Source organism: Rahnella sp. 2050, from assembly GCF_040544515.1.
Lineage (GTDB): Bacteria > Pseudomonadota > Gammaproteobacteria > Enterobacterales > Enterobacteriaceae > Rahnella > Rahnella aceris.
The window spans coordinates 1,379,242-1,399,999 of sequence record NZ_JBEPKE010000001.1; the positions used below are offsets into that span (position 1 = coordinate 1,379,242).

The window sequence follows — 20,758 nt, forward strand, 5'->3', positions numbered from 1 at the left end:
AAGGATGGATGTTGCAAAGGCTGTACCACTTAAGAAACCCTCAGCAGGCGCGGCCTGTAGCCGTATTCAGGGGAGGCTTGCTACATTTTAGCGCGCCGCCGTAAGCCGCATATCCGAAATGGTGCGTTGGATAAGCGTCACAAAAGGGCGCTACACTTTGGCTTCTCAGAACGCTGACGTCGGATAAAAGGAGAACATCACGTGGCAACAATGGAACAGCAAATCATCACCTGGCTCAGAGAGGAACCGCTTCATTTGCTGGCACTGACGCAGGCACGCACGCAAAATCTTAACGATGCCTGGCTGGCGGCGGGCTTTGTCCGCAATCTGGTCTGGGACCGGCTACACGGATATGCGCAGGCCACAGCACTCAATGATATCGACGTGGTGTATTTCAATCCGCTGGATTGCTCGCCGGAAGCTGACCAGCGCTATGAACATCGCCTGAAAGCGCAATCGCCCGACCTTCCCTGGTCTGTGAAAAATCAGGCCCGCATGCATGAGCGCCACGGCCATGCGCCCTATGCCTCCAGCGCCGAGGCGATGAGCTACTGGGTGGAAATGGAAACCGCTATCGGCGCAAGAATGAATGCTGACGGGCAAATTGAGCTGAATGCGCCGCTGGGACTGGATGCTTTGTTTGCTTTCAGTATTACGCCAAACCCGCGGCATGCGATCCCCGCAGTTTTTGCCGAGCGGATCAGCAGCAAAAGCTGGCTGACCCGGTGGCCGAAGCTCAGAGTGAAAGCGTTAACCGAATGAAAGCCATAAATACCGTAAGGAATAGGCAAAGCCTGTAAAGCCTCGCTGATTTTTGCCGATATAGCTTAAGCACCTTTACGTGCAAAATTTTATTCTTACTCAATGAGGCTTTTTATGACGACTATCAGCGCGACCAGCAGTTCGGTAAGCTCTGCGTCCACCAGCGACTCAGGCAGTGCCAGCCAGATAGCAAAGCTGACTAAGCAGATTACCAAACTGACTGAGCAGCTCAAAAACGTGGGCAATTCAGGCGGCGATACTGACGAAGTTAAGCAACAGCAAGAACTCCTGCAGCAGCAAATCGAAATGCTGCAACAGCAGATCGCGCAGATTCAACAGCAGCAGGCTCAGAAAGCACTTCAGCAACAGCAGCAACAACAAGCTGACGCTGAAATGAAGAAAGACGAAGGCGTGAATAAGCCTTCAGAAACCAACGCAGTCGATATCTACGTATAACCCCGGTCAAAGCCTGAAACAGCCGGCAAGGTATCAGTGGTTGTACATTCCCTGCTGGCTGCGTTTTTCCCGCAATAAATTCGCCTGCTCTTTCACCACCTGCCAGATGGCCTGTGCAGCGGGTGATAACGACCGGTTTTTACGTCTGACCAGCATCAGCACCCGGTTGATTTCCGGCACCAGGCTTCTGACCACCAGACGGCTCCCTTCCGGCATGGGCAACGCCAGCGCCGGGATAACACTGATACCAATTCCGGCTTCCACCATCGGGAATAACGTGGCTGGATGGCCGATTTCCTGAGTAATCTCCGCTTTCACTTTCTGCGCTTTCAGTGCGCCGTCGATCAGGATCCGGCTTCCTGATGCGTAATCCTGCAGCACCAGTTTTTGGCCGTTCAGTGCCTGCCATTCAACCTCCGGCAGCGCCGCCAGCGGATGATCCTCACGGCACATCAGCAAAAACGGCTCATGCAGAATCGGCTCGCAGTCCAGATCTGTGTTTTCACCCGGATCAATCACAATACCGAAATCCACTTCCGCATTTCTGACGCTGTTAAGCACCAGTTGCTGCGCCTGATCGCGCAACAAAATACGAATGTCCGGATACTGCCGCTCGCCGCTGGAGATACATTGCGGCATCAGTTGCGCCGAAATCGTCTGGCTAGAGGCAATACGCACCCGACCATTATGCTGCGTGCCGAAGCTGCGGGTGTCGAGCAGCATGGCGTGGAGTTCGTCGAGCAACGGCTCGACACGATTCGCCAGACGCAGACCGGCATCAGTGAGCACGACTTCGCGCGTTGTGCGGTCCAGCAACCGCACGCCCATTTCGGCTTCCAGCTCTTTCATACTATGGCTGACAGCCGACTGGCTTAAACCAATGGACTCACCAGCCCGGCTGAAGCTGCCGTAGCGTGAAACGGTCACAAATACGCGAAGTTGCCTGAGCGAATAATTCATGAATTTTCTGCATTAATGGATTAAATAAATCAATTTTTTAATTGTATCGCAAAGACTCAGAATAGCCGCATTCAGAAACAACAAATCCGAGACTTGTTATGCGCTTCTTACCCGATCGCTTTACCCTGACACTCATCGCTACGGTTTTGCTGGCGACGTTCTTCCCGGCCAGCGGCATATTTGTGGCTTTCTTCAATAATCTGACCATTTTCGCCATCGGCCTGCTGTTTTTCATGCATGGCGCAAAACTCTCGCGCGAAGCTATTTTTCAGGGCAGCAATAACTGGCGTCTGCATTTGTGGGTGATGTTCAGTACCTTCATTTTATTCCCGATCCTCGGGCTGCTTTTCCAGTGGTGGCATCCGGTAGACGTCAGTCCGCAAATTTACAGCGGCTTTGTCTATCTGTGTATTTTGCCTGCGACGGTACAGTCGGCGATTGCGTTTACCTCACTGGCTGGCGGGAACGTAGCGGCAGCGGTGTGCAGCGCCTCCGCATCAAGTCTGCTGGGGATTTTTGTTTCGCCGTTGCTGGTCAGCCTGCTGATGCATGTGCAGGGGGAAACGGGGAATGGTTTAGAACAGGTCTGGCATATTGTTCTGCAACTGCTGGTGCCGTTTGTCGCCGGGCATTTACTCCGTCCGCTGATTGGCGGCTTTGTCGAACGTCACCGTAAAATGATCGGCAAAACCGACCAGACATCGATTTTGCTGGTGGTGTATTCCGCTTTCAGCGAAGCCGTGACGCAGGGGATCTGGCATCAGGTCGGCATCGGTTCACTGCTGTTTATCGTGGTGTTCAGTCTGGTGCTGCTGGCCTTTATCCTGGTGATCAATACCTATATGGCGCGCTGGATGGGCTTTAGCAAACCCGATGAAATTACCATCGTGTTCTGCGGCTCGAAGAAAAGCCTGGCGAACGGTATTCCGATGGCGAACATTCTGTTCCCGGTCAGCGCGATTGGCATGATGGTGCTGCCACTGATGATTTTTCATCAGGTACAGTTGATGACCTGCGCGGTGCTGGCAAAACGTTATCAGAAAAAACAACAGGAAGCGGCGCTGAAACACGCGCCTGTTACTGAATAAGCTGGCTAAATAGCAGGCAGAAAAAAGGCGCTGAATTCAGCGCCTTTGTTTTATGAGTTGACCTGTTCTCAACAGCGTTTACTCGTCGGTGCCATCGAGTCCCGGACCATTGCGGCGCAGCGGATTGATCAGGTTTTGCAGCCCTTCGCTTTTAATCGTCAGCGTCAGCTGCATCAGTTCACCCAGTTTTCCTTGCGGAAATTCATCTTTGCGGGCGAACCACAGCAAATATTCTTCCGGCAAGTCGATCAGCACCCGTCCGGCGTATTTTCCGAACGGCATCACTCTATTGGCTATCTGGATCAGATCTTCTTTTTCCATGATTTATTCACCCAGCAGACGGATCATTTCCGCCTCGTCGATCACCTCAATGCCCAGTTCCTGTGCTTTCGCCAGCTTGGAACCCGCCGCTTCACCGGCAATCACCAGATCGGTTTTCTTCGACACGCTGCCGGAGACTTTCGCGCCCAGCGCAGTCAGACGGTCTTTGGCGTCATCGCGGGAAAGAATCGACAGCGAACCGGTCAGCACCACAGTTTTGCCGGCAAACGGACTGTCGATTTCTTCCGGTACAATGACCTGCACTTCCGGCCAGTGAATATTGATTTCAGGGCTTAACAACTCGTCGATGACCTGCTGGTTATGTTCTTCCGACAGGAAATTCACCACGTGTTTCGCCACGACATCACCCACATCCTGAACGCCTTTCAGCGATTCAATATCTGCCGCTTTAAGCGCCTCAACCGAGCCGTAATGCGCGGCAAGGTTAGCCGCCGTGGCTTCGCCCACTTCACGAATGCCCAGCGCATACAGGAATCTTGCCAGCGTGGTTTCTTTAGCTTTTTCCAGCGCACTGACCACGTTCTGCGCCGATTTCGGTCCCATGCGGTCCAGACCGGTAAGTTTGCCCGCCGTCAGACGGAACAGATCTGCCGGCGTTTTGACATATTCTTTCTCGACCAACTGATCGATGATTTTGTCGCCCATGCCGTCAACGTCCAGCGCCCGGCGGGAGACGAAATGCTTCAGCGCTTCTTTACGCTGTGCACCACAAATCAGACCCGCCGTACAACGCGCCACGGCTTCGCCTTCGACACGTTCAACATCAGAATGACAGACCGGGCAATGCGTCGGGAAAACCACTTCGCGGGCATCTTCAGGACGCTCATCCAGCACCACGCCCACCACCTGCGGGATAACATCTCCGGCACGACGGACAATCACGGTATCGCCGATACGCAGCCCAAGGCGCTCGATTTCATCTGCGTTATGTAGCGTGGCATTGCTGACCATCACGCCCGCGACCAGAACCGGCTCCAGACGTGCGACCGGCGTGATCGCACCAGTACGCCCTACCTGAAACTCGACGTCTTTCACCAGCGTGATTTGTTCCTGCGCCGGGAATTTGAAGGCTGTTGCCCAGCGCGGCGCACGTGCCACAAAGCCCAGCGTTTCCTGAATATCCAGCGAGTCAATTTTCACTACCACGCCGTCAATATCAAAGCCCAGTGACGGACGGTCGGCTTCAACCTGACGGTAAAACGCCAGCACTTCTTCGCTGCCGGTACACAGGCGGACGCGATCACTGACCGGTAAACCCCAGGCTTTAAACTGTTGCAGGCGGGCGAAGTGGCTGCGCGGCAGTTCACCCCCTTCCAGCAGGCCAACGCCGTAGCAGAAGAAGGTCAGCGGACGTTTGGCGGTGATACGCGGATCGAGCTGACGTAACGAACCGGCGGCGGCATTACGCGGGTTAGCGAACACTTTCCCTCCCGTACGACGCGCTTCGTCGTTCATCGCTTCAAAGCCCGCTTGTGGCATAAACACCTCACCACGCACTTCAAGGCGCTCAGGAATGTTGTCGCCATGCAGACGCAGAGGGATCGCGCGGATGGTGCGTACGTTCGCGGTGATGTTCTCACCGGTCGTGCCATCGCCACGCGTGGCAGCCTGCACCAGTTCGCCATTTTCATACAACAGGCTCACCGCCAGACCATCAAGTTTCAGCTCGCAGCAGAACGTCAGTGCTTCAGCGGTTTTCAGGCGATCCTGCACGCGTTTATAAAATGCCAGATAGCTTTCTTCATCAAATACGTTGTCCAGCGATAACATCGGTACCCGATGCCTGACCTGTTCAAATGCAGAAAGCGGTGCCGCCCCCACGCGCTGCGTCGGGGAATCCGCGGTGACCAGCTCAGGATGCGCGGTTTCCAGCTCGCGCAATTCGCGCATTAAGCGGTCATACTCGGCATCTGGCACTTCCGGTGCATCCAGAACGTGATACTGATATTCGTGATGGCGCAACTGAGTGCGTAATTGACTGATTTGTTCTTCGATAGTGGCCATGACTCACCGTGGAGATAAAAAACCCCCGGCAAGCGGGGGTCAGGGAAGTGGGTGTTTCACGAACGCCGGACTCAGGCGATCGCCTCGAGGACCTCGCGGATCCGCGCTTTGTACGTTTCGAGCTTCTGCGGCGTAATCATACGACGCTCATCGTCAAGCACCATCGCACCGACATCATCGGCAATACGCTGGGCGGACTGCAGCAACAGTTTGAAGTTCTGATGCGCATCACCGTAGCAAGGTACCATCATAAACAACGTAACGCCTGGGGTGGAGAAGTCAGACATATTGTCAGGGTCGAAGGAACCCGGTTTGACCATATTTGCCAGACTGAACAACACCGGACCGCTGCCCGCAGGGCTGACGTGACGATGGAAAATATTCATGGCACCAAACTGGAAACCGGCCTGAAGCACGCTGTTGAGCAACACTTCACCACCGATGACACCGCCCTGATGCGCGGCAACGTGCAATACCAGAACCGTCTCTTTCAGTTTCGCTTTCTCAGCCGGTGCTTCTTCTGCAGGAGCAAAAGGTGCAGCCTGAGGTTCTGCTTTCGCAGCAGGCGCGGCATCAGCATGAATTTCCTGCGGCGGAACCGGTGTGTGCGGTTTAGCTTCAGGCGTGTATTCCTGATGCGCAAAATCTGCGGCAGGTTCGCGACGCGGTGCAGTGACGGGTTCAGCAGCTGAATAACCACTCAGCAAGGGATCATCCTGCACAGCATGTTGCTGCGGCTGAGCCGGTTGCTGAGGACGAGCAACAGATGCTGGCGCTGGCTGCGCAGGGGAAACCTGCGGCTGACGTGGCGGTGCAGTCTGTTCGGGCTCGTCATACTGACCTAAAGTCGGTTCATCCTGAGGATAAGCAGGACGCACGCGCACTTCCCCCACTCCATCGACAAAATCTTCGGACGGAGATTGTTCCCGTTCTTTTTTCACACGTTTAGCTGGACGATCGCGGAAAAGCGAAGAGCGTTCTTTACGGCTGGTCCACAAACCGTGTAACAACAACGCTATTATGGCGATCGCGCCAACAACGATTAATATCAGACGCAAATCCTGCATCATTGCTATCTCTGTTGTTCTAATACATTGCCACCACGGCAAACATTCACATGATTAACTCTATTTGCCCACGTAGATAAGTGCAAGTCTCGACTCTACTTTCTGCTAATAAATAGGGCAGTTGCACCTTTTTTTGCTGTTTTTTCAGCCAATCCACCGCTAGCCAGTGGAAAATCATACCGATATGATAGCCCATGTCATTCAACTCAGAGAGAAAATTTCGTTTATGACCTCCTCGCACAGCACCAGACAACAAAATGGTGTGCATTATTTCAAACAAGGCTGGGCGCTCATTTCCTTGCCGGGGATACGACGTTTTGTGATTTTACCCCTTGCCGTCAACGTGCTGTTGATGGGCGGCGCATTCTGGTGGCTGTTCACCAAACTGGGTGAATGGATCCCGGCGATGATGAGCAAGGTGCCGTCGTGGCTCAGCTGGCTGGATTATCTGATCTGGCCGGTCGCGGTGCTTTCTGTCGTGCTGGTGTTCAGCTATCTCTTCAGCACCCTCGCCAACTGGATAGCCGCCCCCTTCAGCGGATTGCTCGCCGAACAACTCGAAGCGCGCCTGACAGGGAAAACGCTGCCTGATACCGGCATCTGGGACATCATGAAAGATTTACCGCGTATCATGAAACGTGAATGGCAGAAACTGGCGTATTACCTGCCGCGCGCCCTGCTGCTGTTCGCGCTGTACTTTATTCCGGTGATCGGCCAGACCGTGGCCCCGGTGCTGTGGTTCTTCTTCAGCGCGTGGATGGTCGTCATTCAATATTGCGATTATCCGTTCGATAACCACAAAGTCAGCTTTGCCGATATGCGCCGTTCGCTCGGCAGCAACAAAATCGACAACATGCAGTTTGGTTCGCTGGTCAGCCTGTTTACGATGATCCCGTTGCTGAATCTGGTGATCCTGCCGGTTGCCGTGTGCGGCGCGACGGCCATGTGGTGTGATCGTTATCGCAATATTTACGTTAAAAGCGATGTTTATAACAATAGTATCGACGTGAATTCCAGCCGCAAATAACGTTTTTTATTCACAGCCGCCTGCGGGCGGCTGCCTGCTATGCTTGACTTTTCTCCCTCAAACTTATTTCTTAATAACGTATCGATATAGCAAATACCAAAACCTTACTTCACTGGGAAAGCGGTTCGCGTATGCTTTCCTGATTCCCACTAATTTCATAGTGTTGAAAGCTTCACACCGTGAATATTTCATACAGTTAAAGGACGGGTTATGAGCAAGATCTATGAAGACAATTCATTAACAATTGGCCACACGCCACTGGTTCGCCTGAACCGTATCGGTAATGGTCGAATTCTGGCTAAGGTCGAGTCACGTAACCCGAGCTTCAGCGTAAAATGCCGTATCGGTGCCAACATGATCTGGGATGCTGAAAAGAAAGGCATTCTGACCAAAGATATCGAACTGGTTGAACCTACCAGCGGTAACACGGGTATCGCACTGGCCTATGTGGCTGCTGCGCGCGGTTACAAGCTGACACTGACTATGCCGGAAACCATGAGCGTTGAACGCCGTAAGCTGCTCAAAGCGCTCGGCGCCAATCTGGTGTTAACCGAAGGCGCCAAAGGTATGAAAGGGGCGATTGCCAAAGCCGAAGAAATTCAGGCCAGTGATCCGCAGCGCTATCTTATTCTTCAGCAGTTCAGCAACCCGGCCAACCCGGCTATCCACGAGCAAACCACCGGCCCGGAAATCTGGGAAGATACCGATGGCGCAGTGGATGTGCTGATTGCAGGCGTGGGTACCGGCGGGACTATCACCGGAACGGGCCGTTATCTGAAAAGTAAAAAAAGCAGCGTGAAACTGGTGGCCGTTGAGCCAACAGACTCCCCGGTTATCACCCAGACGCTCAACGGTGAAGAAGTGAAGCCGGGCCCGCATAAAATCCAGGGTATCGGCGCAGGCTTTATTCCGGGTAACCTGGATCTGGCATTGCTGGATCGTGTCACGCTAATCACCAACGACGAATCCATTCAGATGGCACGCCGTCTGATGGAAGAAGAAGGCATTCTGGCCGGGATTTCTTCCGGTGCGGCGGTTGAAGCTGCGGTGAAATTATCCAAAGAACCGGAGTTTGCAGATAAAACGATTGTGGTTATTCTGCCTTCTTCCGGTGAACGCTATCTGAGTACCACATTGTTTGCAGATTTATTCACTGAAAAAGAATTGCAACAATAATGCCACATCCTTAAAAGCGGCCAAAAAAGCACCTCGAGGGGTGCTTTTTTGTGGCCTGCGTCAAACTTTACACCACTTCGTCATTGATTTTACCCGCCAGGTTTAGTATTTAACCGGACAATTATTTCGATGCTCGAAATTAATCGCTTCCACGAGTCTTCCCCGCTGAATCGATTTACTGATTTGTTACACGAGGGGAAAAGACGGCATAATGGAGGAATAACAGAAAAAGCCTGGATCCAGGGCAAAGAGTTTTATCGCTGAGTGCGTTATTTTCTCTTTTCTGTTGCATCTGAACCTGCCCCTGAACCATAGTCAGGCGCGAATCTCTACAGGCTAAAGTGAAGGCCATAAGCTAAACTTTAGCTCCACAACATTACTTTAATAAGTTGGGGAAACAACAATGTTCCAGCAAGAAGTTACTATTACCGCTCCTAATGGTCTGCACACTCGCCCTGCTGCACAGTTCGTGAAAGAAGCTAAAGGTTTCGCTTCTGACATCACCGTGACTTCAAACGGTAAAAGCGCCAGTGCTAAAAGCCTTTTCAAACTGCAAACTCTGGGCCTGACCCAAGGTACCGTTGTGACCCTCTCAGCTGAAGGTGAAGACGAGCAGAAAGCCGTTGAACACTTGGTAAAACTGATGGCAGAGCTCGAGTAATACACAGCCGCTCTTATAAAGTTTAAACCAGTCAAGAGAAAGGTAGGGTTATGATTTCAGGCATTTTAGTATCTCCCGGTATCGCTTTCGGCAAAGCACTTCTGTTGAAAGAAGATGAAATTGTCATCAACCGGAAAAAAATCTCTCCAGATCACGTTGATCAGGAAGTTGAACGTTTCCTGACGGGCCGTGCGAAAGCGTCTGCTCAACTGGAAGTGATCAAGACCAAAGCCGGTGAGACCTTCGGTGAAGAGAAAGAAGCCATCTTCGAAGGCCACATCATGTTGTTGGAAGACGAAGAGCTTGAACAGGAAATCATAGCCCTCATCAAAGACGAGCACGCTTCTGCTGACGCTGCAGCTTTCTCTGTCATTGAAGGCCAGGCGAAAGCCCTGGAAGAGCTTGATGACGAATACCTGAAAGAACGTGCGGCTGACGTGCGTGACATCGGTAAACGCCTGCTGCGCAACATTCTGAACATGACCATCGTTGATCTGAGCTCCATCCAGGACGAAGTTATCCTGGTTGCGACCGATCTGACGCCATCAGAAACAGCGCAGCTGAACCTGAACAAGGTTCTGGGCTTTATCACTGATTTGGGTGGTCGTACTTCCCACACCTCAATCATGGCCCGCTCCCTGGAACTGCCTGCTATCGTGGGTACCAGCGATGTGACCAAACAAGTTAAAAATGATGACTATCTGATCCTCGATGCTGTTAACAATAAAATCTATGTCAACCCGACAGCAGACGTTATTGACGAGCTGAAAGCCGTTCAGAACCAGTACATCACTGAAAAAGACGAACTGACTAAACTGAAAGACTTGCCGGCTATCACGCTTGATGGTCATCAGGTTGAAGTTTGTGCCAACATCGGTACCGTGCGCGACGTCGCCGGTGCAGAGCGCAATGGCGCTGAAGGTGTCGGCCTGTATCGTACAGAATTCCTGTTCATGGATCGTGACAGTCTGCCTACCGAAGAAGAGCAATTCCAGGCGTATAAAGCCGTTGCTGAAGCGATGGGGTCACAGGCGGTTATCGTACGCACCATGGACATCGGCGGTGACAAAGACCTGCCGTACATGAACCTGCCGAAAGAAGAAAACCCGTTCCTGGGCTGGCGCGCAATCCGTATCTGTCTGGATCGCAAAGAAATTCTTCACGATCAGCTGAAAGGTATTCTGCGTGCTTCTGCGTTCGGTAAACTGCGCATCATGTTCCCGATGATCATTTCGGTTGAAGAAGTGCGTGAACTGAAAGCAGAACTCGAAATGCTGAAAGTGCAGCTTCGTGAAAAAGGCCAGGCATTCGATGAGACTATCGAAGTCGGCGTGATGGTGGAAACACCCGCAGCGGCTGTGATTGCGCATCACCTGGCGAAAGAAGTCGATTTCTTCAGTATTGGTACAAACGATCTTACCCAGTATACTTTGGCGGTGGATCGCGGTAACGAGCTGATTTCTCATCTGTACAACCCAATGTCTCCGTCTGTACTTGGTTTAATTAAACAAGTTATTGACGCATCTCATGCTGCCGGTAAATGGACAGGGATGTGCGGCGAGCTAGCCGGTGACGAACGTGCTACACTTCTTCTATTGGGCATGGGGTTAGATGAGTTCAGCATGAGCGCTATCTCTATCCCACGCATCAAGAAAATTATTCGCAATACAAACTTCGAAGATGTGAAAGCGCTGGCAGACCAGGCCCTGGCCCAACCTACGGCGCAAGAGTTGATGAACCTGGTTAACAAGTTCATTGAAGAAAAAACACTCTGCTAATTGCGCGATGCTGGTAAAGCTGCCCAAATTAATGCTTAGGAGAAGATCATGGGTTTGTTCGATAAACTGAAATCATTGGTTTCTGATGATAAAAAAGACGTTGGCACTATTGAAATCGTAGCGCCAATCTCTGGTGAAATTGTCAACATTGAAGATGTGCCAGACGTTGTTTTCGCTGAGAAAATCGTTGGTGACGGTATTGCTATCAAACCATCTGGCAACAAAATGGTTGCTCCGGTTGACGGCACTATCGGTAAAATCTTCGAAACTAACCATGCTTTCTCAATCGAATCCGACAGTGGCATTGAGTTGTTCGTGCACTTCGGTATCGACACCGTTGAACTGAAAGGCGAAGGCTTCAAACGCATCGCTGAAGAAGGTCAACGTGTTAAGAAAGGCGATTTGGTTATCGAGTTTGATCTGGCTCTGCTGGAAGAGAAAGCGAAGTCTACTTTGACTCCGGTTGTCATCTCTAACATGGACGAGATCAAAGAGCTGATTAAACTGACTGGTAGCGTGACTGTGGGCGAAACCCCAATCATCCGCATCAGGAAGTAATTTGCTCAGCGAGAAGTAAAAAAACGGCGCCTAATCAGCGCCGTTTTTTATTGCCTCACATTTGCCAGTGCGGGACTTGAAGGCTGATGATCAGGCCATGAGGCTGCGCGTTACGGGCATCTACTTTCCCCTCATGCGCCAACATCACTTTGCGGGTGATCGCAAGCCCCAGTCCGTAGCCTTTGCCTGACAGCGGCGATTTCACGCGCACGAACGGGTCAAAGATACTCGACAGCTTATCTTCTTCCACGCCCGGCCCCTGATCGGCCACTTCAATTTGCAAATACTGTTCAACCTGAGCCAGTGAAACACTGATAGTTTGGCCGCGAGCCGAAAAACGCAGGGCATTACGCACCACATTATCCACCGCACGACGCATCAGCTCAGCATTACCCTTCACGGTGTAATCCATGTTATCCGGAGACCCGGGGTACATCGCGATTTCGACCCCCGGCAACTGCGCTTCATAGCGGGCATCATTAACGACCGCCTCCACCAATCCGTAGAGATCGAAATACTCTTCATCAGGGATTTCACTGCTTTCAGTACGTGACAACGCCAGCAGTTCGCCAATCATTTTATCCAGCCTGCCCGCTTCGTGTTCTATGCGACTCAGGGAGCTTTCGACATTCGACGGATTCTGCCGCGCCAGACCGATTGCCAGTTGCAAACGTGCCAGCGGAGAACGCAGTTCATGCGAGACATCGTGCAACAGCTCTTCACGCGCTTTGACCAGCACCTGCAGGCGTTCAGCCATAGAGTCAAAATCACGCGCCACTTCAGACAGCTCATCGTGCCGCTTACCCATGCTGGTAAACAGGCGGACTGATAAATCCCCCTGCGCCACCCGTCCGAAGGCTTTACGCATTTGCAACATTGGCCGCGTCAGGTTCCATGCCAGTACGGCGCTGAACAGTAAACCGCCCAGTCCACCCAGCCATAACAGTGGCGGCGGCATATTCAGCCAGTCCCTGTGACGTCTCGGGCGATATTCATGCATCAGCCCGTCAACATCATATTTCAGCCGGTAACCCTGCCCGTCCGGTCCCTGCACAAACTGCACGACTTCATGCGGAATTTTACCGGGTTCCAGATCCTTAATCGTATTGCCTTTAGCAGGCAGCAACGACGGCGACACTGAGAAGAATTGTCGGTCATCTTGCGGCCAGTCGGCCATCATGGCGTTAAGAGCAGGCAGACCGCCGTAATGCAGCGTGGAAACAGCCGAGGTAATTTGCAGTTTCACAAACCGGCGGGCAATTCCGCTTTCCGGCGGTTCATGTGGATTGTAGAAAGCAAAAACCACCCAGAGGCCCTGAGTGATCGCCACGAAAGTAAACCAGAATCCCAGCAGTATTTTCCAGAACAGTCTGCCGCGCAGTCGTTTAGCGGATTCGATAGCCAATGCTGCGCACCGTTTCAATAGTCAGAATATCGCCACCTTCCAGTGACCCCAGTTTCTGACGGATGTTACTGATATGCACATCAATACTGCGGTCATAAGCTTCGCGCGGACGCCCGAGACCTTTTTCCGACAACTCATCTTTCGATACCACGCGTTCAGGAGAACGTAACAGTAACTCCAGAAGGTTGAACTCAGAAGCCGTCAGATCGAATGGCACGCCGCGCCATTCACTGCTGCGGGTCGCCGGATTGAGCGTCAGATCGCCATAGTTGACCGAGGAGTTATCAGAGTGTGATTCCTGCTGCTCTTCCACACGACGCAGCACAGCACGCAGACGCGCCACCAGTTCGCGCGGATAGCACGGCTTTGGCATGTAATCATCTGCGCCCATTTCCAGACCGATGACACGATCAATGTTGTCACCCTTCGCGGTCAGCATGATGATCGGCAGACGGCTGTTTTTACGCACCTGACGCAATACATCAATACCGCTCATGTCCGGCAGCATAATGTCGAGGATCATTGCGGTATATTCGCCAGACATCGCACCTTCCACACCCGCTTTACCGGTCAGCACCAGAGAAGCATCAAAGCCTTCTGCGATCAGGTATTCGCTGAGCATGGTGCCTAATTCAAGATCGTCATCGACTAATAAAATTTTCATTCTTCATTTCCGCCTGGCTAAAATTTTGGTCATTTTTACCACTAAGCCAGCCATTAGCAGCCGCTTTTACTCTAATTTTACATTCAACAGATGAATATAGGATCAAACATTAAACACACCTGTGGATAAATAACGGTCACCACGATCACAAATAATCGCCACAATCACGCTACCCGGATGATTTCTGGCGACGCGTAAAGCGCCCGCTACCGCCCCCCCGGAACTCACGCCACAGAAGATACCTTCCCTACGCGCCAGCGCCCGCATGGTGTCTTCTGCTTCGCCCTGCCCCATATCCATCACTTCATCGACCAGTTCAGGATTGAAAATGCCCGGCAGATATTCTTCCGGCCAGCGGCGGATACCTGGAATGCTGCTGCCTTCTGACGGTTGCAGCCCGACAATTTTCACGCCAGCATGCTGGCTGCGCAGATAACGACTGACACCGGTTATCGTGCCGGTAGTGCCCATGCTGGAGACAAAATGGGTGATGCGCCCGTGTGTCTGTTGCCAGATTTCAGGGCCTGTCGTCGTAAAATGTGCGAGCGGATTGTCAGGATTGTTAAACTGATCCAGCACTTTCCCCAGTCCCTGTTTTTCCATTTCCAGAGCGAGATCACGTGCGCCTTCCATTCCCTGCGCGCGGCTGACCAGCAACAGTTCAGCACCATACGCCCGCATTGATGCCTGACGCTCAAGGCTCATATTTTCGGGCATCAGCAATTTAAGCCTGTAGCCTTTCAGCGCCGCAATCATCGCCAGCGCAATGCCGGTATTGCCGCTTGTGGCTTCAATCAGCGTATCCCCCGGATGAATTTCGCCCCGTTTTTCCGCCTGCTCAATCATAAACAGCGCGGCGCGATCTTTAACAGAACCGGCGGGGTTATTGCCTTCCAGCTTGACCCAAATCTCGCTGTCCAGCCCCTGCGTCAGACGCTGTAATCTCACCAGAGGGGTATTGCCGATGTAATGTTCGAGCGTACTCACGGGCTTGCCTTATATTAAAAAGGTATATTGACTGATAAAAAACACATAAACAGGTATCAGGCGATAAAAAGGGCGGCCCGATGACCGCCCTGAGAAAAATGCTGATTAAAAAATATCAGGCACTCTTCGCTAACGCAACGGGTTGTAACGGCTGGTCGCCAGCATACAGGCGGCCATTCAGCCCGCCGACATAGAAACGATCGCCGCGCTGAGGTGCGCTATTACCGTGGATTTCGGAAAGCACCACCGAAAGCGGTTCGTCGTGCCAGCCCTCGGCCTGCACGATAAGCTGCCAGAAATGGCCACGCGGGCTGACTTCCAGCACCTTCACCGGCAACGGACAGCGTGCTGTACTGTGCGGCGTAATTTCCATTTCCCAGGGACGCAGGAATAAATCGACCACACCCTGATGCAGGGGCGGGTTATCCAGCGGCCAGTGATATGCACCGACGTACAGCTGAGATCCCCGGATTTCGCCATGAATTTTATTAACTTCACCCATGAATTCCAGCACGAAACGAGTTGCCGGTTCACGCCAGATTTCCTGCGGGGCGCCGACCTGTTCGATATTACCCTGGCTCATGACCACCACGCGGTCAGCGACTTCCATCGCTTCTTCCTGATCGTGAGTCACGAACACGCTGGTGAATTTCAGTTCTTCATGCAACTGACGCAGCCAGCGGCGCAGCTCTTTACGCACCTGTGCGTCCAGCGCGCCAAAAGGTTCATCCAGCAGCAGAATTTGCGGTTCAACCGCCAGCGCACGGGCCAGCGCCACACGCTGTTTCTGACCGCCGGAAAGCTGTGCCGGATAACGGTTTGCCAGATGGCCAAGTTGCACCATCTCCAGCAATTTAGTGACTTTCTGTTTGATGGCTTCAGCATTCGGACGCTCACGGCGCGGCAGCACCGTCAGGCCAAACGCGATGTTGTCGAACACCGTCATATGGCGGAACAGCGCATAATGCTGGAAAACGAAACCGACCTGGCGATCACGGGCATGCAGGCGCGTCACGTCTTTACCGTGAAAACTCAGGTGTCCGGCGCTTTGATTTTCCAGTCCGGCGATAATACGCAGCAACGTGGTTTTACCTGAGCCGGAAGGCCCGAGCAACGCCACCATCTCTCCGGAAGCAATATCGAGCGAGATATCATTGAGCACCTTAGTGCGGCCAAAATATTTGTTGATACCGTTAATTTCAATGCTCATGACTTTCCTCCCGCTCAAGACGGTCGTTGTGGCGCTTCAGACGCCATTGCAGGCCGCTTTTCAGAAACAGTGTGACAATTGCCATCAGGGTTAACAGCGCAGCGGCAGTAAACGCGCCTGCGGTGTTGTAGTCCTGATGCAGTAATTCGACTTGTAATGGCAGCGTGTAGGTTTCTCCGCGGATAGAACCGGACACCACCGATACCGCCCCGAATTCCCCAATCGCGCGGGCGTTGGTCAGCACCACGCCATACAGTAATGCCCAGCGGATATTCGGCAGGGTCACGCGGCGGAACATCTGCCAGCCGGACGCACCCAGTAACACCGCGGCTTCATCTTCATGACTGCCCTGACTCAACATCACCGGCACCAGCTCACGGATGACAAACGGACAGGTGACGAATACTGTCACCATCACCATGCCCGGCCAGGCGAACATAAACTGAATATTGTGCGCATCCAGCCAGCCGCCAATCGGGCCGTTGGTGCCGTAAAACAGCAAATACAGTAAACCGGCAACCACTGGTGAAACCGCAAACGGGATGTCGATCAGCGTCAGTAATAACTGACGTCCCGGGAAATTAAAGCGCGCGACCAGCCAGGCCAGCAACGTGCCGAAAATCAGGTTCACCGGCACGGTGATCAGCGCCATCAGTACGGTCAGCCAGATAGAATGCAACATGTCGGAGTCCGACAGGTTCTTCCACACCGCTGCAATGCCGTCGGAAAACGCCAGCACAAAAATGCTGATCATCGGGATCACCAGCAGCAGAATACAAATCAGCACCCCCGTGCCGATCAACGACCATTTCACCCAGTCAATACGCTGACGTCTTTCGCCCGCAAAAGCCGGAATATCAGACATTACTGGCCTCCCAGACGACGGCCATAACGGCTCTGTAAGGTGTTAATCGCAAACAGCAACAGCAGCGATGCGGCGAGGATCACCGAAGCAATAGCGCTGGCTGCCGGGTAATCAAACTCCTGTAAGCGGATAAAAATCATCAGCGAGGTCACTTCGGTTTTCCAGGCAATGTTACCGGCGATGAAAATCACTGCGCCGAATTCGCCCAGGCTGCGGGTGAAGGACAACGCCGTACCCGCCAGCAAGGAAGGCATCACTTCCGGCAACACCACGCGACGAAAACTCTGCCAGCGCGAAGCGCCCAGCGTTTCAGCCGCTTCTTCATATTCCGGGCCTAATTCTTCCAGCACCGGCTGCACGGTACGCACCACAAACGGGATGCTGGTAAATGCCATCGCCACCGCAATACCAAGCCAGGTGTACGCCACTTTGATATCAAAATGCGCCAGCCACTGACCGTAAAAACCGGTGGTAGAAAACAATCCTGCCAGCGTTAAACCGGCGACTGCCGTCGGCAGGGCAAACGGCAAATCCATCAGACCATCGATCAGACTTTTACCCGGGAATTCATAACGGGTCAGGATCCACGCCATCAGCATGCCGAAGAAACAGTTAAAAATACTCGCCACGCCCGCCGCCAGCAGCGTTACTTTATAGGCCGCCACCACCTGACCGTTGGTGATCACATCCCAATATTGCGCCAGTGTCATTTGTGACAACTGCATCACCAGTGCACTCAGCGGCAGCAACAGCACCAGGCACACGAACAACAAACTGCTGCCGAGGCTCAGGGTGAATCCGGGTAATACGCGTTTGCTCGACAACAACATTACTTGTGACCTTGCTCTAACAGTTTATCCAGCTCACCGCCGGTACTGAAATGGGTTTCCATCACTTGTGGCCAGCCACCGAACTGCTCTTCAACTTTGAACAGTTGGGTCTCCGGGAACTGCTCTTTCGCCGCCGCCATCGCCGTTTTGTCATACACGCGGTAGTTAAAACTGGTGATGATTTTCTGCGCCTGCGGGCTCCACAAATAATTCAGATAATCTTTTGCGGCTTTCTCTGTGCCATTTTTCTCAACGTTTTTGTCCACCCAGGCGACCGGGAACTCCGCCAGAATATCCACCTTCGGAACAATCACTTCATATTTATCATCACCGTACTGCTTACGGATGTTGTTCACTTCCGATTCAAAGCTGATCAACACATCGCCCAGTCCACGTTCGACAAATGTGGTGGTTGCGCCACGACCGCCGGTATCAAATACCTGCACGTTTTTCAGGAAACTCGCCATCTTTTCGCGGGTCTGCGTCTGGTTTTTATTGTCTTCCAGATTGAATGCGCCCCAGGCACCGAGATAGGTATAACGACCATTACCGGAGGTTTTTGGATTCGGGAACACCAGACTCACGCCCGGACGTGCTAAATCGTCCCAGCTGTGAATGTTTTTTGGATTGCCCTTACGTACCAGGAAGGCCATGGTGGAATAGAATGGCGAACTGTTATTAGGCAGACGGCTTTGCCAGTTGGCCGGGATCAGGTTGCCGCGGTCATGCAAAATCTGCACATCGGTCACCTGATTATACGTCACCACATCTGCTTTCAGGCCCTGCAAAATCGCCAGCGCTTGCTTGGAGGAACCGGCATGCGACTGTTTAATATCGAGTTTATCGCCATTATTTTGATCAGCCCACTGTTTCTGGAATGGCGGATTCAGCGCGGCAAAAAGTTCACGGGACACATCATAAGAGCTGTTGAGCAATTCGGTTGCCGAAGCCGCCCCGCTGGCCAGCAACAATGCCGCCACAGAACTTTTCAGCACATTGCCGGTAAATCCGAGTGTTTTCATGCTTAGCCTTAGGTGAGTGAACCGATATGCGACGCTGATATATGTCGCTCAATATCACACAGTGTATTTATAACTGAGGGTCAGGCTGTAACGGTTTTATATACCATTTGGTGATTTTCAAGCATGAAAAGCTATAAGGCATTAACAAGCGATGGGGGAATAACAAAAAGGGAAGAAGCAGGCGCGTCCGCGACGGAACGCGCCGGAAGAACTTAAAGCGCTAACAGTCGGGTCAGTGAAGGGGCGAAATAATAACTGCCGGTCACCGGACGGGTGAAGCGCAGCATGGCATCGCGTTTGCCATCAAGATCGCCAAACATGCTCAGCAGCTGTTTCTCAATGTTCCACAAACGGGCGCAATAGCTAATGAAATACAAACCGTGCTCACCGCTGGCCGTACCGTAAGGCAGGCTCTGGCGCAGAATTTTCAGGCCTTTGCCGTCTTCTTTCAGGTCAACACGACTGACGTGGGAAGTGTCCGGGCGAGTTTCTGAATCCAGCTCTTCGTCGGTTTCTTTTGTACGCCCGATAACATCTTCCTGCTGCTGCACGGAGAAGCGTTCCCATTGCACCAGATTATGTTTCCAGCGCTGAACCATCACGTAACTGCCGCCTGCATCAACACTGCCTTCAGGAATAATCGCCACCTGAGCGCGGGCTTCTGCTTTCGGGTTTTCAGTTCCGTCGATAAAACCGCTGAGGTCACGTTCTTCCAGCGCACGGAACCCGTGGGTTTCTTCTTCGACAGTGATTGAACTGCCGAAGGCTTTCAATGCCGCCTGTGCCAGCGCGAAGTTCACGTCATGACGCAGGGACTGAATGTGCAACAACATATCGCGCTGCGTCGCCGGTGCCAGACCTTTACCCAGCGGCTCGAAAGACTTCAGCTCAGCGGCACCCTGATTTCCGGATAAATCACGCCATACATCGTTGCCAAAGGCCACGACCGCACCAAGATGTTCAGTGGGAAATTTTTTCTGCATGTCTTCCAGTACGGCCAAAAATGCACGGCAGCCGTGCCGGAGCGCATCCAGGTCACCCTGAGCTTTCGCTTCAATGTAAATCGCGAAACGGCAATGTTCGGGTAAAATGCCGCTCTGAACCTGAGTCATTTTCTCATCCTCGTTAATTTGACCGGCGATATCATACCGGATGTCAATAAAAATGCCTTGCGCGAAGGCAAGGCATTGAGGGCTTTTTAAGCGGAGAAACCCGTTTATTGCGCGGCAGCGGCCTGCGCAGGATTAGCACGCCAGATAATTTTGCTGACCTTCCAGTCTTTCAGGGCATCATCCGAAGGCATCAGCGAATCCGGGCCATGCCAGATACCGCTGAACACATACGTCACGTGAGCACTTTGCGGCGCTTTACACTCGACGTTTTCAGCATCGTCCCCTTCGCCCTTCACGCACACATCGAAAGCCTTGCTGTAGAGATCGCTGAAGGGCGTACCGATTTTAACGCCCCATTCACTTTCAACTTTCGTATCAACAACATCGACGCGCTGGACGTTACCTTTCGGCTCACCGCTGATCGACATCTTCACGTCTTTACCGTCCATCGCCTGGAAGAAGCTCAGCATTTTGCCGTTGCTCATCGACATACCGCTGCGCAGGGTATAGTCGCCGTCCAGCGCATCTTTAATGGCCGTTTCTGTCAGCGGGGTGCTGGCCGTAATATCACCCACCCCTTTGTCGCTGACCGTCAGGCTGCTGCCAAACCAGTTAAGCGGATTCATGGCCGACCAGGACACGCCCGGCCATGACATAGATGACATCGACGAACAGCCGGTCAGGATCAGCGGCAGCACCAGTAACATCGGGCGAACCCGCAGGCGAACAGTCATTCGGTACACTCCTATACTCCCCGTTCCCGTTGGCCGGTGCGGCCTGACGG

At 52.7% G+C, this 20,758-nt stretch carries 20 protein-coding genes and 1 pseudogene; 8 read left to right on the plus strand and 13 right to left on the minus strand.

What is annotated here, in order from left to right; genetic code table 11:
• The first annotated feature begins 210 nt into the window (after positions 1 to 210).
• Complete coding sequence (locus ABIC79_RS06100; protein WP_015689495.1) at positions 211 to 762, plus strand: nucleotidyltransferase family protein; 552 nt, start codon at positions 211 to 213, stop codon at positions 760 to 762.
• A gap of 114 nt (positions 763 to 876) precedes the next feature.
• The gene (locus ABIC79_RS06105; RefSeq protein WP_013574442.1) at positions 877 to 1,218 is read left to right on the plus strand and encodes a FlxA-like family protein; all 342 of its coding nucleotides are present in this window, start codon (positions 877 to 879) and stop codon (positions 1,216 to 1,218) included.
• A 33-nt stretch (positions 1,219 to 1,251) separates the two neighbouring features.
• On the opposite strand, the gene ABIC79_RS06110 is transcribed toward ABIC79_RS06105, so the two are convergent.
• Positions 1,252 to 2,178: a LysR family transcriptional regulator gene (locus tag ABIC79_RS06110; RefSeq protein WP_112198400.1), complete on the minus strand. Its 927-nt coding sequence runs from the start codon at positions 2,176 to 2,178 to the stop codon at positions 1,252 to 1,254.
• A 98-nt stretch (positions 2,179 to 2,276) separates the two neighbouring features.
• Between ABIC79_RS06110 and ABIC79_RS06115 the strand changes: the two genes are divergently transcribed.
• Positions 2,277 to 3,266, plus strand: coding sequence for a bile acid:sodium symporter family protein (locus tag ABIC79_RS06115; protein ID WP_013574440.1), 990 nt, complete (start codon positions 2,277 to 2,279; stop codon positions 3,264 to 3,266).
• A 78-nt stretch (positions 3,267 to 3,344) separates the two neighbouring features.
• Here ABIC79_RS06115 and ABIC79_RS06120 read toward each other — a convergent pair whose 3' ends face one another.
• The 3 genes from ABIC79_RS06120 to zipA form a co-directional block, all read right to left on the minus strand.
• The gene (locus ABIC79_RS06120; RefSeq protein ID WP_013574439.1) at positions 3,345 to 3,587 is read right to left on the minus strand and encodes a DUF3820 family protein; all 243 of its coding nucleotides are present in this window, start codon (positions 3,585 to 3,587) and stop codon (positions 3,345 to 3,347) included.
• A 3-nt stretch (positions 3,588 to 3,590) separates the two neighbouring features.
• Positions 3,591 to 5,612: an NAD-dependent DNA ligase LigA gene (ligA, locus tag ABIC79_RS06125; protein ID WP_015689494.1), complete on the minus strand. Its 2,022-nt coding sequence runs from the start codon at positions 5,610 to 5,612 to the stop codon at positions 3,591 to 3,593.
• Between the two features lie 71 nt (positions 5,613 to 5,683).
• The gene (gene zipA / locus ABIC79_RS06130) at positions 5,684 to 6,682 is read right to left on the minus strand and encodes a cell division protein ZipA (RefSeq protein WP_013574437.1); all 999 of its coding nucleotides are present in this window, start codon (positions 6,680 to 6,682) and stop codon (positions 5,684 to 5,686) included.
• 223 nt (positions 6,683 to 6,905) lie between these two features.
• Between zipA and cysZ the strand changes: the two genes are divergently transcribed.
• The 5 genes and pseudogenes from cysZ (at position 6,906) to crr (ending at position 11,879) form a co-directional block, all read left to right on the plus strand.
• Positions 6,906 to 7,706 carry a sulfate transporter CysZ gene (gene cysZ, locus ABIC79_RS06135; RefSeq protein WP_015689492.1) on the plus strand — a complete coding sequence of 267 codons (801 nt, stop codon included), beginning with the start codon at positions 6,906 to 6,908 and terminating at the stop codon, positions 7,704 to 7,706.
• 210 nt (positions 7,707 to 7,916) lie between these two features.
• The gene (gene cysK / locus ABIC79_RS06140) at positions 7,917 to 8,882 is read left to right on the plus strand and encodes a cysteine synthase A (RefSeq protein WP_354566631.1); all 966 of its coding nucleotides are present in this window, start codon (positions 7,917 to 7,919) and stop codon (positions 8,880 to 8,882) included.
• A 403-nt stretch (positions 8,883 to 9,285) separates the two neighbouring features.
• The gene (ptsH, locus tag ABIC79_RS06145) at positions 9,286 to 9,543 is read left to right on the plus strand and encodes a phosphocarrier protein Hpr (protein ID WP_013574433.1); all 258 of its coding nucleotides are present in this window, start codon (positions 9,286 to 9,288) and stop codon (positions 9,541 to 9,543) included.
• A gap of 50 nt (positions 9,544 to 9,593) precedes the next feature.
• Positions 9,594 to 11,391: pseudogene (gene ptsI, locus ABIC79_RS06150) on the plus strand (phosphoenolpyruvate-protein phosphotransferase PtsI).
• Complete coding sequence (gene crr, locus ABIC79_RS06155; RefSeq protein WP_013574431.1) at positions 11,370 to 11,879, plus strand: PTS glucose transporter subunit IIA; 510 nt, start codon at positions 11,370 to 11,372, stop codon at positions 11,877 to 11,879. Before ptsI ends, crr begins: the two are co-directional and overlap by 22 nt.
• A 55-nt stretch (positions 11,880 to 11,934) precedes the next feature.
• On the opposite strand, the gene ABIC79_RS06160 is transcribed toward crr, so the two are convergent.
• From ABIC79_RS06160 to ABIC79_RS06200, 9 genes are all read right to left on the minus strand, one after another.
• Positions 11,935 to 13,284 carry a HAMP domain-containing sensor histidine kinase gene (locus ABIC79_RS06160; RefSeq protein ID WP_013574430.1) on the minus strand — a complete coding sequence of 450 codons (1,350 nt, stop codon included), beginning with the start codon at positions 13,282 to 13,284 and terminating at the stop codon, positions 11,935 to 11,937.
• Entirely contained in the window at positions 13,265 to 13,948 is a 684-nt protein-coding gene (locus ABIC79_RS06165; RefSeq protein ID WP_013574429.1) for a response regulator transcription factor, read from the minus strand. Before ABIC79_RS06165 ends, ABIC79_RS06160 begins: the two co-directional genes overlap by 20 nt.
• Positions 13,949 to 14,050: 102 nt before the next feature.
• Positions 14,051 to 14,935: a cysteine synthase CysM gene (gene cysM, locus ABIC79_RS06170; RefSeq protein WP_013574428.1), complete on the minus strand. Its 885-nt coding sequence runs from the start codon at positions 14,933 to 14,935 to the stop codon at positions 14,051 to 14,053.
• Between the two features lie 115 nt (positions 14,936 to 15,050).
• A complete protein-coding gene (gene cysA / locus ABIC79_RS06175) occupies positions 15,051 to 16,145 on the minus strand; it encodes a sulfate/thiosulfate ABC transporter ATP-binding protein CysA (RefSeq protein WP_013574427.1) in 1,095 nt (364 codons plus the stop codon).
• Positions 16,135 to 17,010, minus strand: a complete 876-nt coding sequence (gene cysW, locus ABIC79_RS06180) for a sulfate/thiosulfate ABC transporter permease CysW (RefSeq protein WP_013574426.1) — start codon at positions 17,008 to 17,010, stop codon at positions 16,135 to 16,137. Before cysW ends, cysA begins: the two co-directional genes overlap by 11 nt.
• Positions 17,010 to 17,840, minus strand: coding sequence for a sulfate/thiosulfate ABC transporter permease CysT (cysT, locus tag ABIC79_RS06185; RefSeq protein WP_013574425.1), 831 nt, complete (start codon positions 17,838 to 17,840; stop codon positions 17,010 to 17,012). Before cysT ends, cysW begins: the two co-directional genes overlap by 1 nt.
• Positions 17,840 to 18,862 carry a thiosulfate ABC transporter substrate-binding protein CysP gene (cysP, locus tag ABIC79_RS06190; protein ID WP_112151264.1) on the minus strand — a complete coding sequence of 341 codons (1,023 nt, stop codon included), beginning with the start codon at positions 18,860 to 18,862 and terminating at the stop codon, positions 17,840 to 17,842. Before cysP ends, cysT begins: the two co-directional genes overlap by 1 nt.
• A 212-nt stretch (positions 18,863 to 19,074) precedes the next feature.
• Positions 19,075 to 19,974 (minus strand): Dyp-type peroxidase, encoded by a 900-nt coding sequence (locus tag ABIC79_RS06195; protein ID WP_037036357.1) that lies wholly within the window; start codon positions 19,972 to 19,974, stop codon positions 19,075 to 19,077.
• A gap of 104 nt (positions 19,975 to 20,078) precedes the next feature.
• Positions 20,079 to 20,708, minus strand: coding sequence for an RpoE-regulated lipoprotein (locus ABIC79_RS06200; protein WP_183065307.1), 630 nt, complete (start codon positions 20,706 to 20,708; stop codon positions 20,079 to 20,081).
• Between the last annotated feature and the right edge of the window lie 50 nt (positions 20,709 to 20,758).

Excerpts from the sequence above, each read along its gene's own strand:
- ABIC79_RS06100 (WP_015689495.1), top strand. The coding sequence starts at position 211 with ATGGAACAGCAAATCATCACCTGGCTCAGAGAGGAACCGCTTCATTTG.
- ABIC79_RS06105 (WP_013574442.1), top strand. The coding sequence starts at position 877 with ATGACGACTATCAGCGCGACCAGCAGTTCGGTAAGCTCTGCGTCCACC.
- ABIC79_RS06110 (WP_112198400.1), bottom strand. The coding sequence starts at position 2,178 with ATGAATTATTCGCTCAGGCAACTTCGCGTATTTGTGACCGTTTCACGC.
- ABIC79_RS06115 (WP_013574440.1), top strand. The coding sequence starts at position 2,277 with ATGCGCTTCTTACCCGATCGCTTTACCCTGACACTCATCGCTACGGTT.
- ABIC79_RS06120 (WP_013574439.1), bottom strand. The coding sequence starts at position 3,587 with ATGGAAAAAGAAGATCTGATCCAGATAGCCAATAGAGTGATGCCGTTC.
- ligA (WP_015689494.1), bottom strand. The coding sequence starts at position 5,612 with ATGGCCACTATCGAAGAACAAATCAGTCAATTACGCACTCAGTTGCGC.
- zipA (WP_013574437.1), bottom strand. The coding sequence starts at position 6,682 with ATGATGCAGGATTTGCGTCTGATATTAATCGTTGTTGGCGCGATCGCC.
- cysZ (WP_015689492.1), top strand. The coding sequence starts at position 6,906 with ATGACCTCCTCGCACAGCACCAGACAACAAAATGGTGTGCATTATTTC.
- cysK (WP_354566631.1), top strand. The coding sequence starts at position 7,917 with ATGAGCAAGATCTATGAAGACAATTCATTAACAATTGGCCACACGCCA.
- ptsH (WP_013574433.1), top strand. The coding sequence starts at position 9,286 with ATGTTCCAGCAAGAAGTTACTATTACCGCTCCTAATGGTCTGCACACT.
- crr (WP_013574431.1), top strand. The coding sequence starts at position 11,370 with ATGGGTTTGTTCGATAAACTGAAATCATTGGTTTCTGATGATAAAAAA.
- ABIC79_RS06165 (WP_013574429.1), bottom strand. The coding sequence starts at position 13,948 with ATGAAAATTTTATTAGTCGATGACGATCTTGAATTAGGCACCATGCTC.
- cysA (WP_013574427.1), bottom strand. The coding sequence starts at position 16,145 with ATGAGCATTGAAATTAACGGTATCAACAAATATTTTGGCCGCACTAAG.
- cysW (WP_013574426.1), bottom strand. The coding sequence starts at position 17,010 with ATGTCTGATATTCCGGCTTTTGCGGGCGAAAGACGTCAGCGTATTGAC.
- cysT (WP_013574425.1), bottom strand. The coding sequence starts at position 17,840 with ATGTTGTTGTCGAGCAAACGCGTATTACCCGGATTCACCCTGAGCCTC.
- cysP (WP_112151264.1), bottom strand. The coding sequence starts at position 18,862 with ATGAAAACACTCGGATTTACCGGCAATGTGCTGAAAAGTTCTGTGGCG.
- ABIC79_RS06195 (WP_037036357.1), bottom strand. The coding sequence starts at position 19,974 with ATGACTCAGGTTCAGAGCGGCATTTTACCCGAACATTGCCGTTTCGCG.
- ABIC79_RS06200 (WP_183065307.1), bottom strand. The coding sequence starts at position 20,708 with ATGACTGTTCGCCTGCGGGTTCGCCCGATGTTACTGGTGCTGCCGCTG.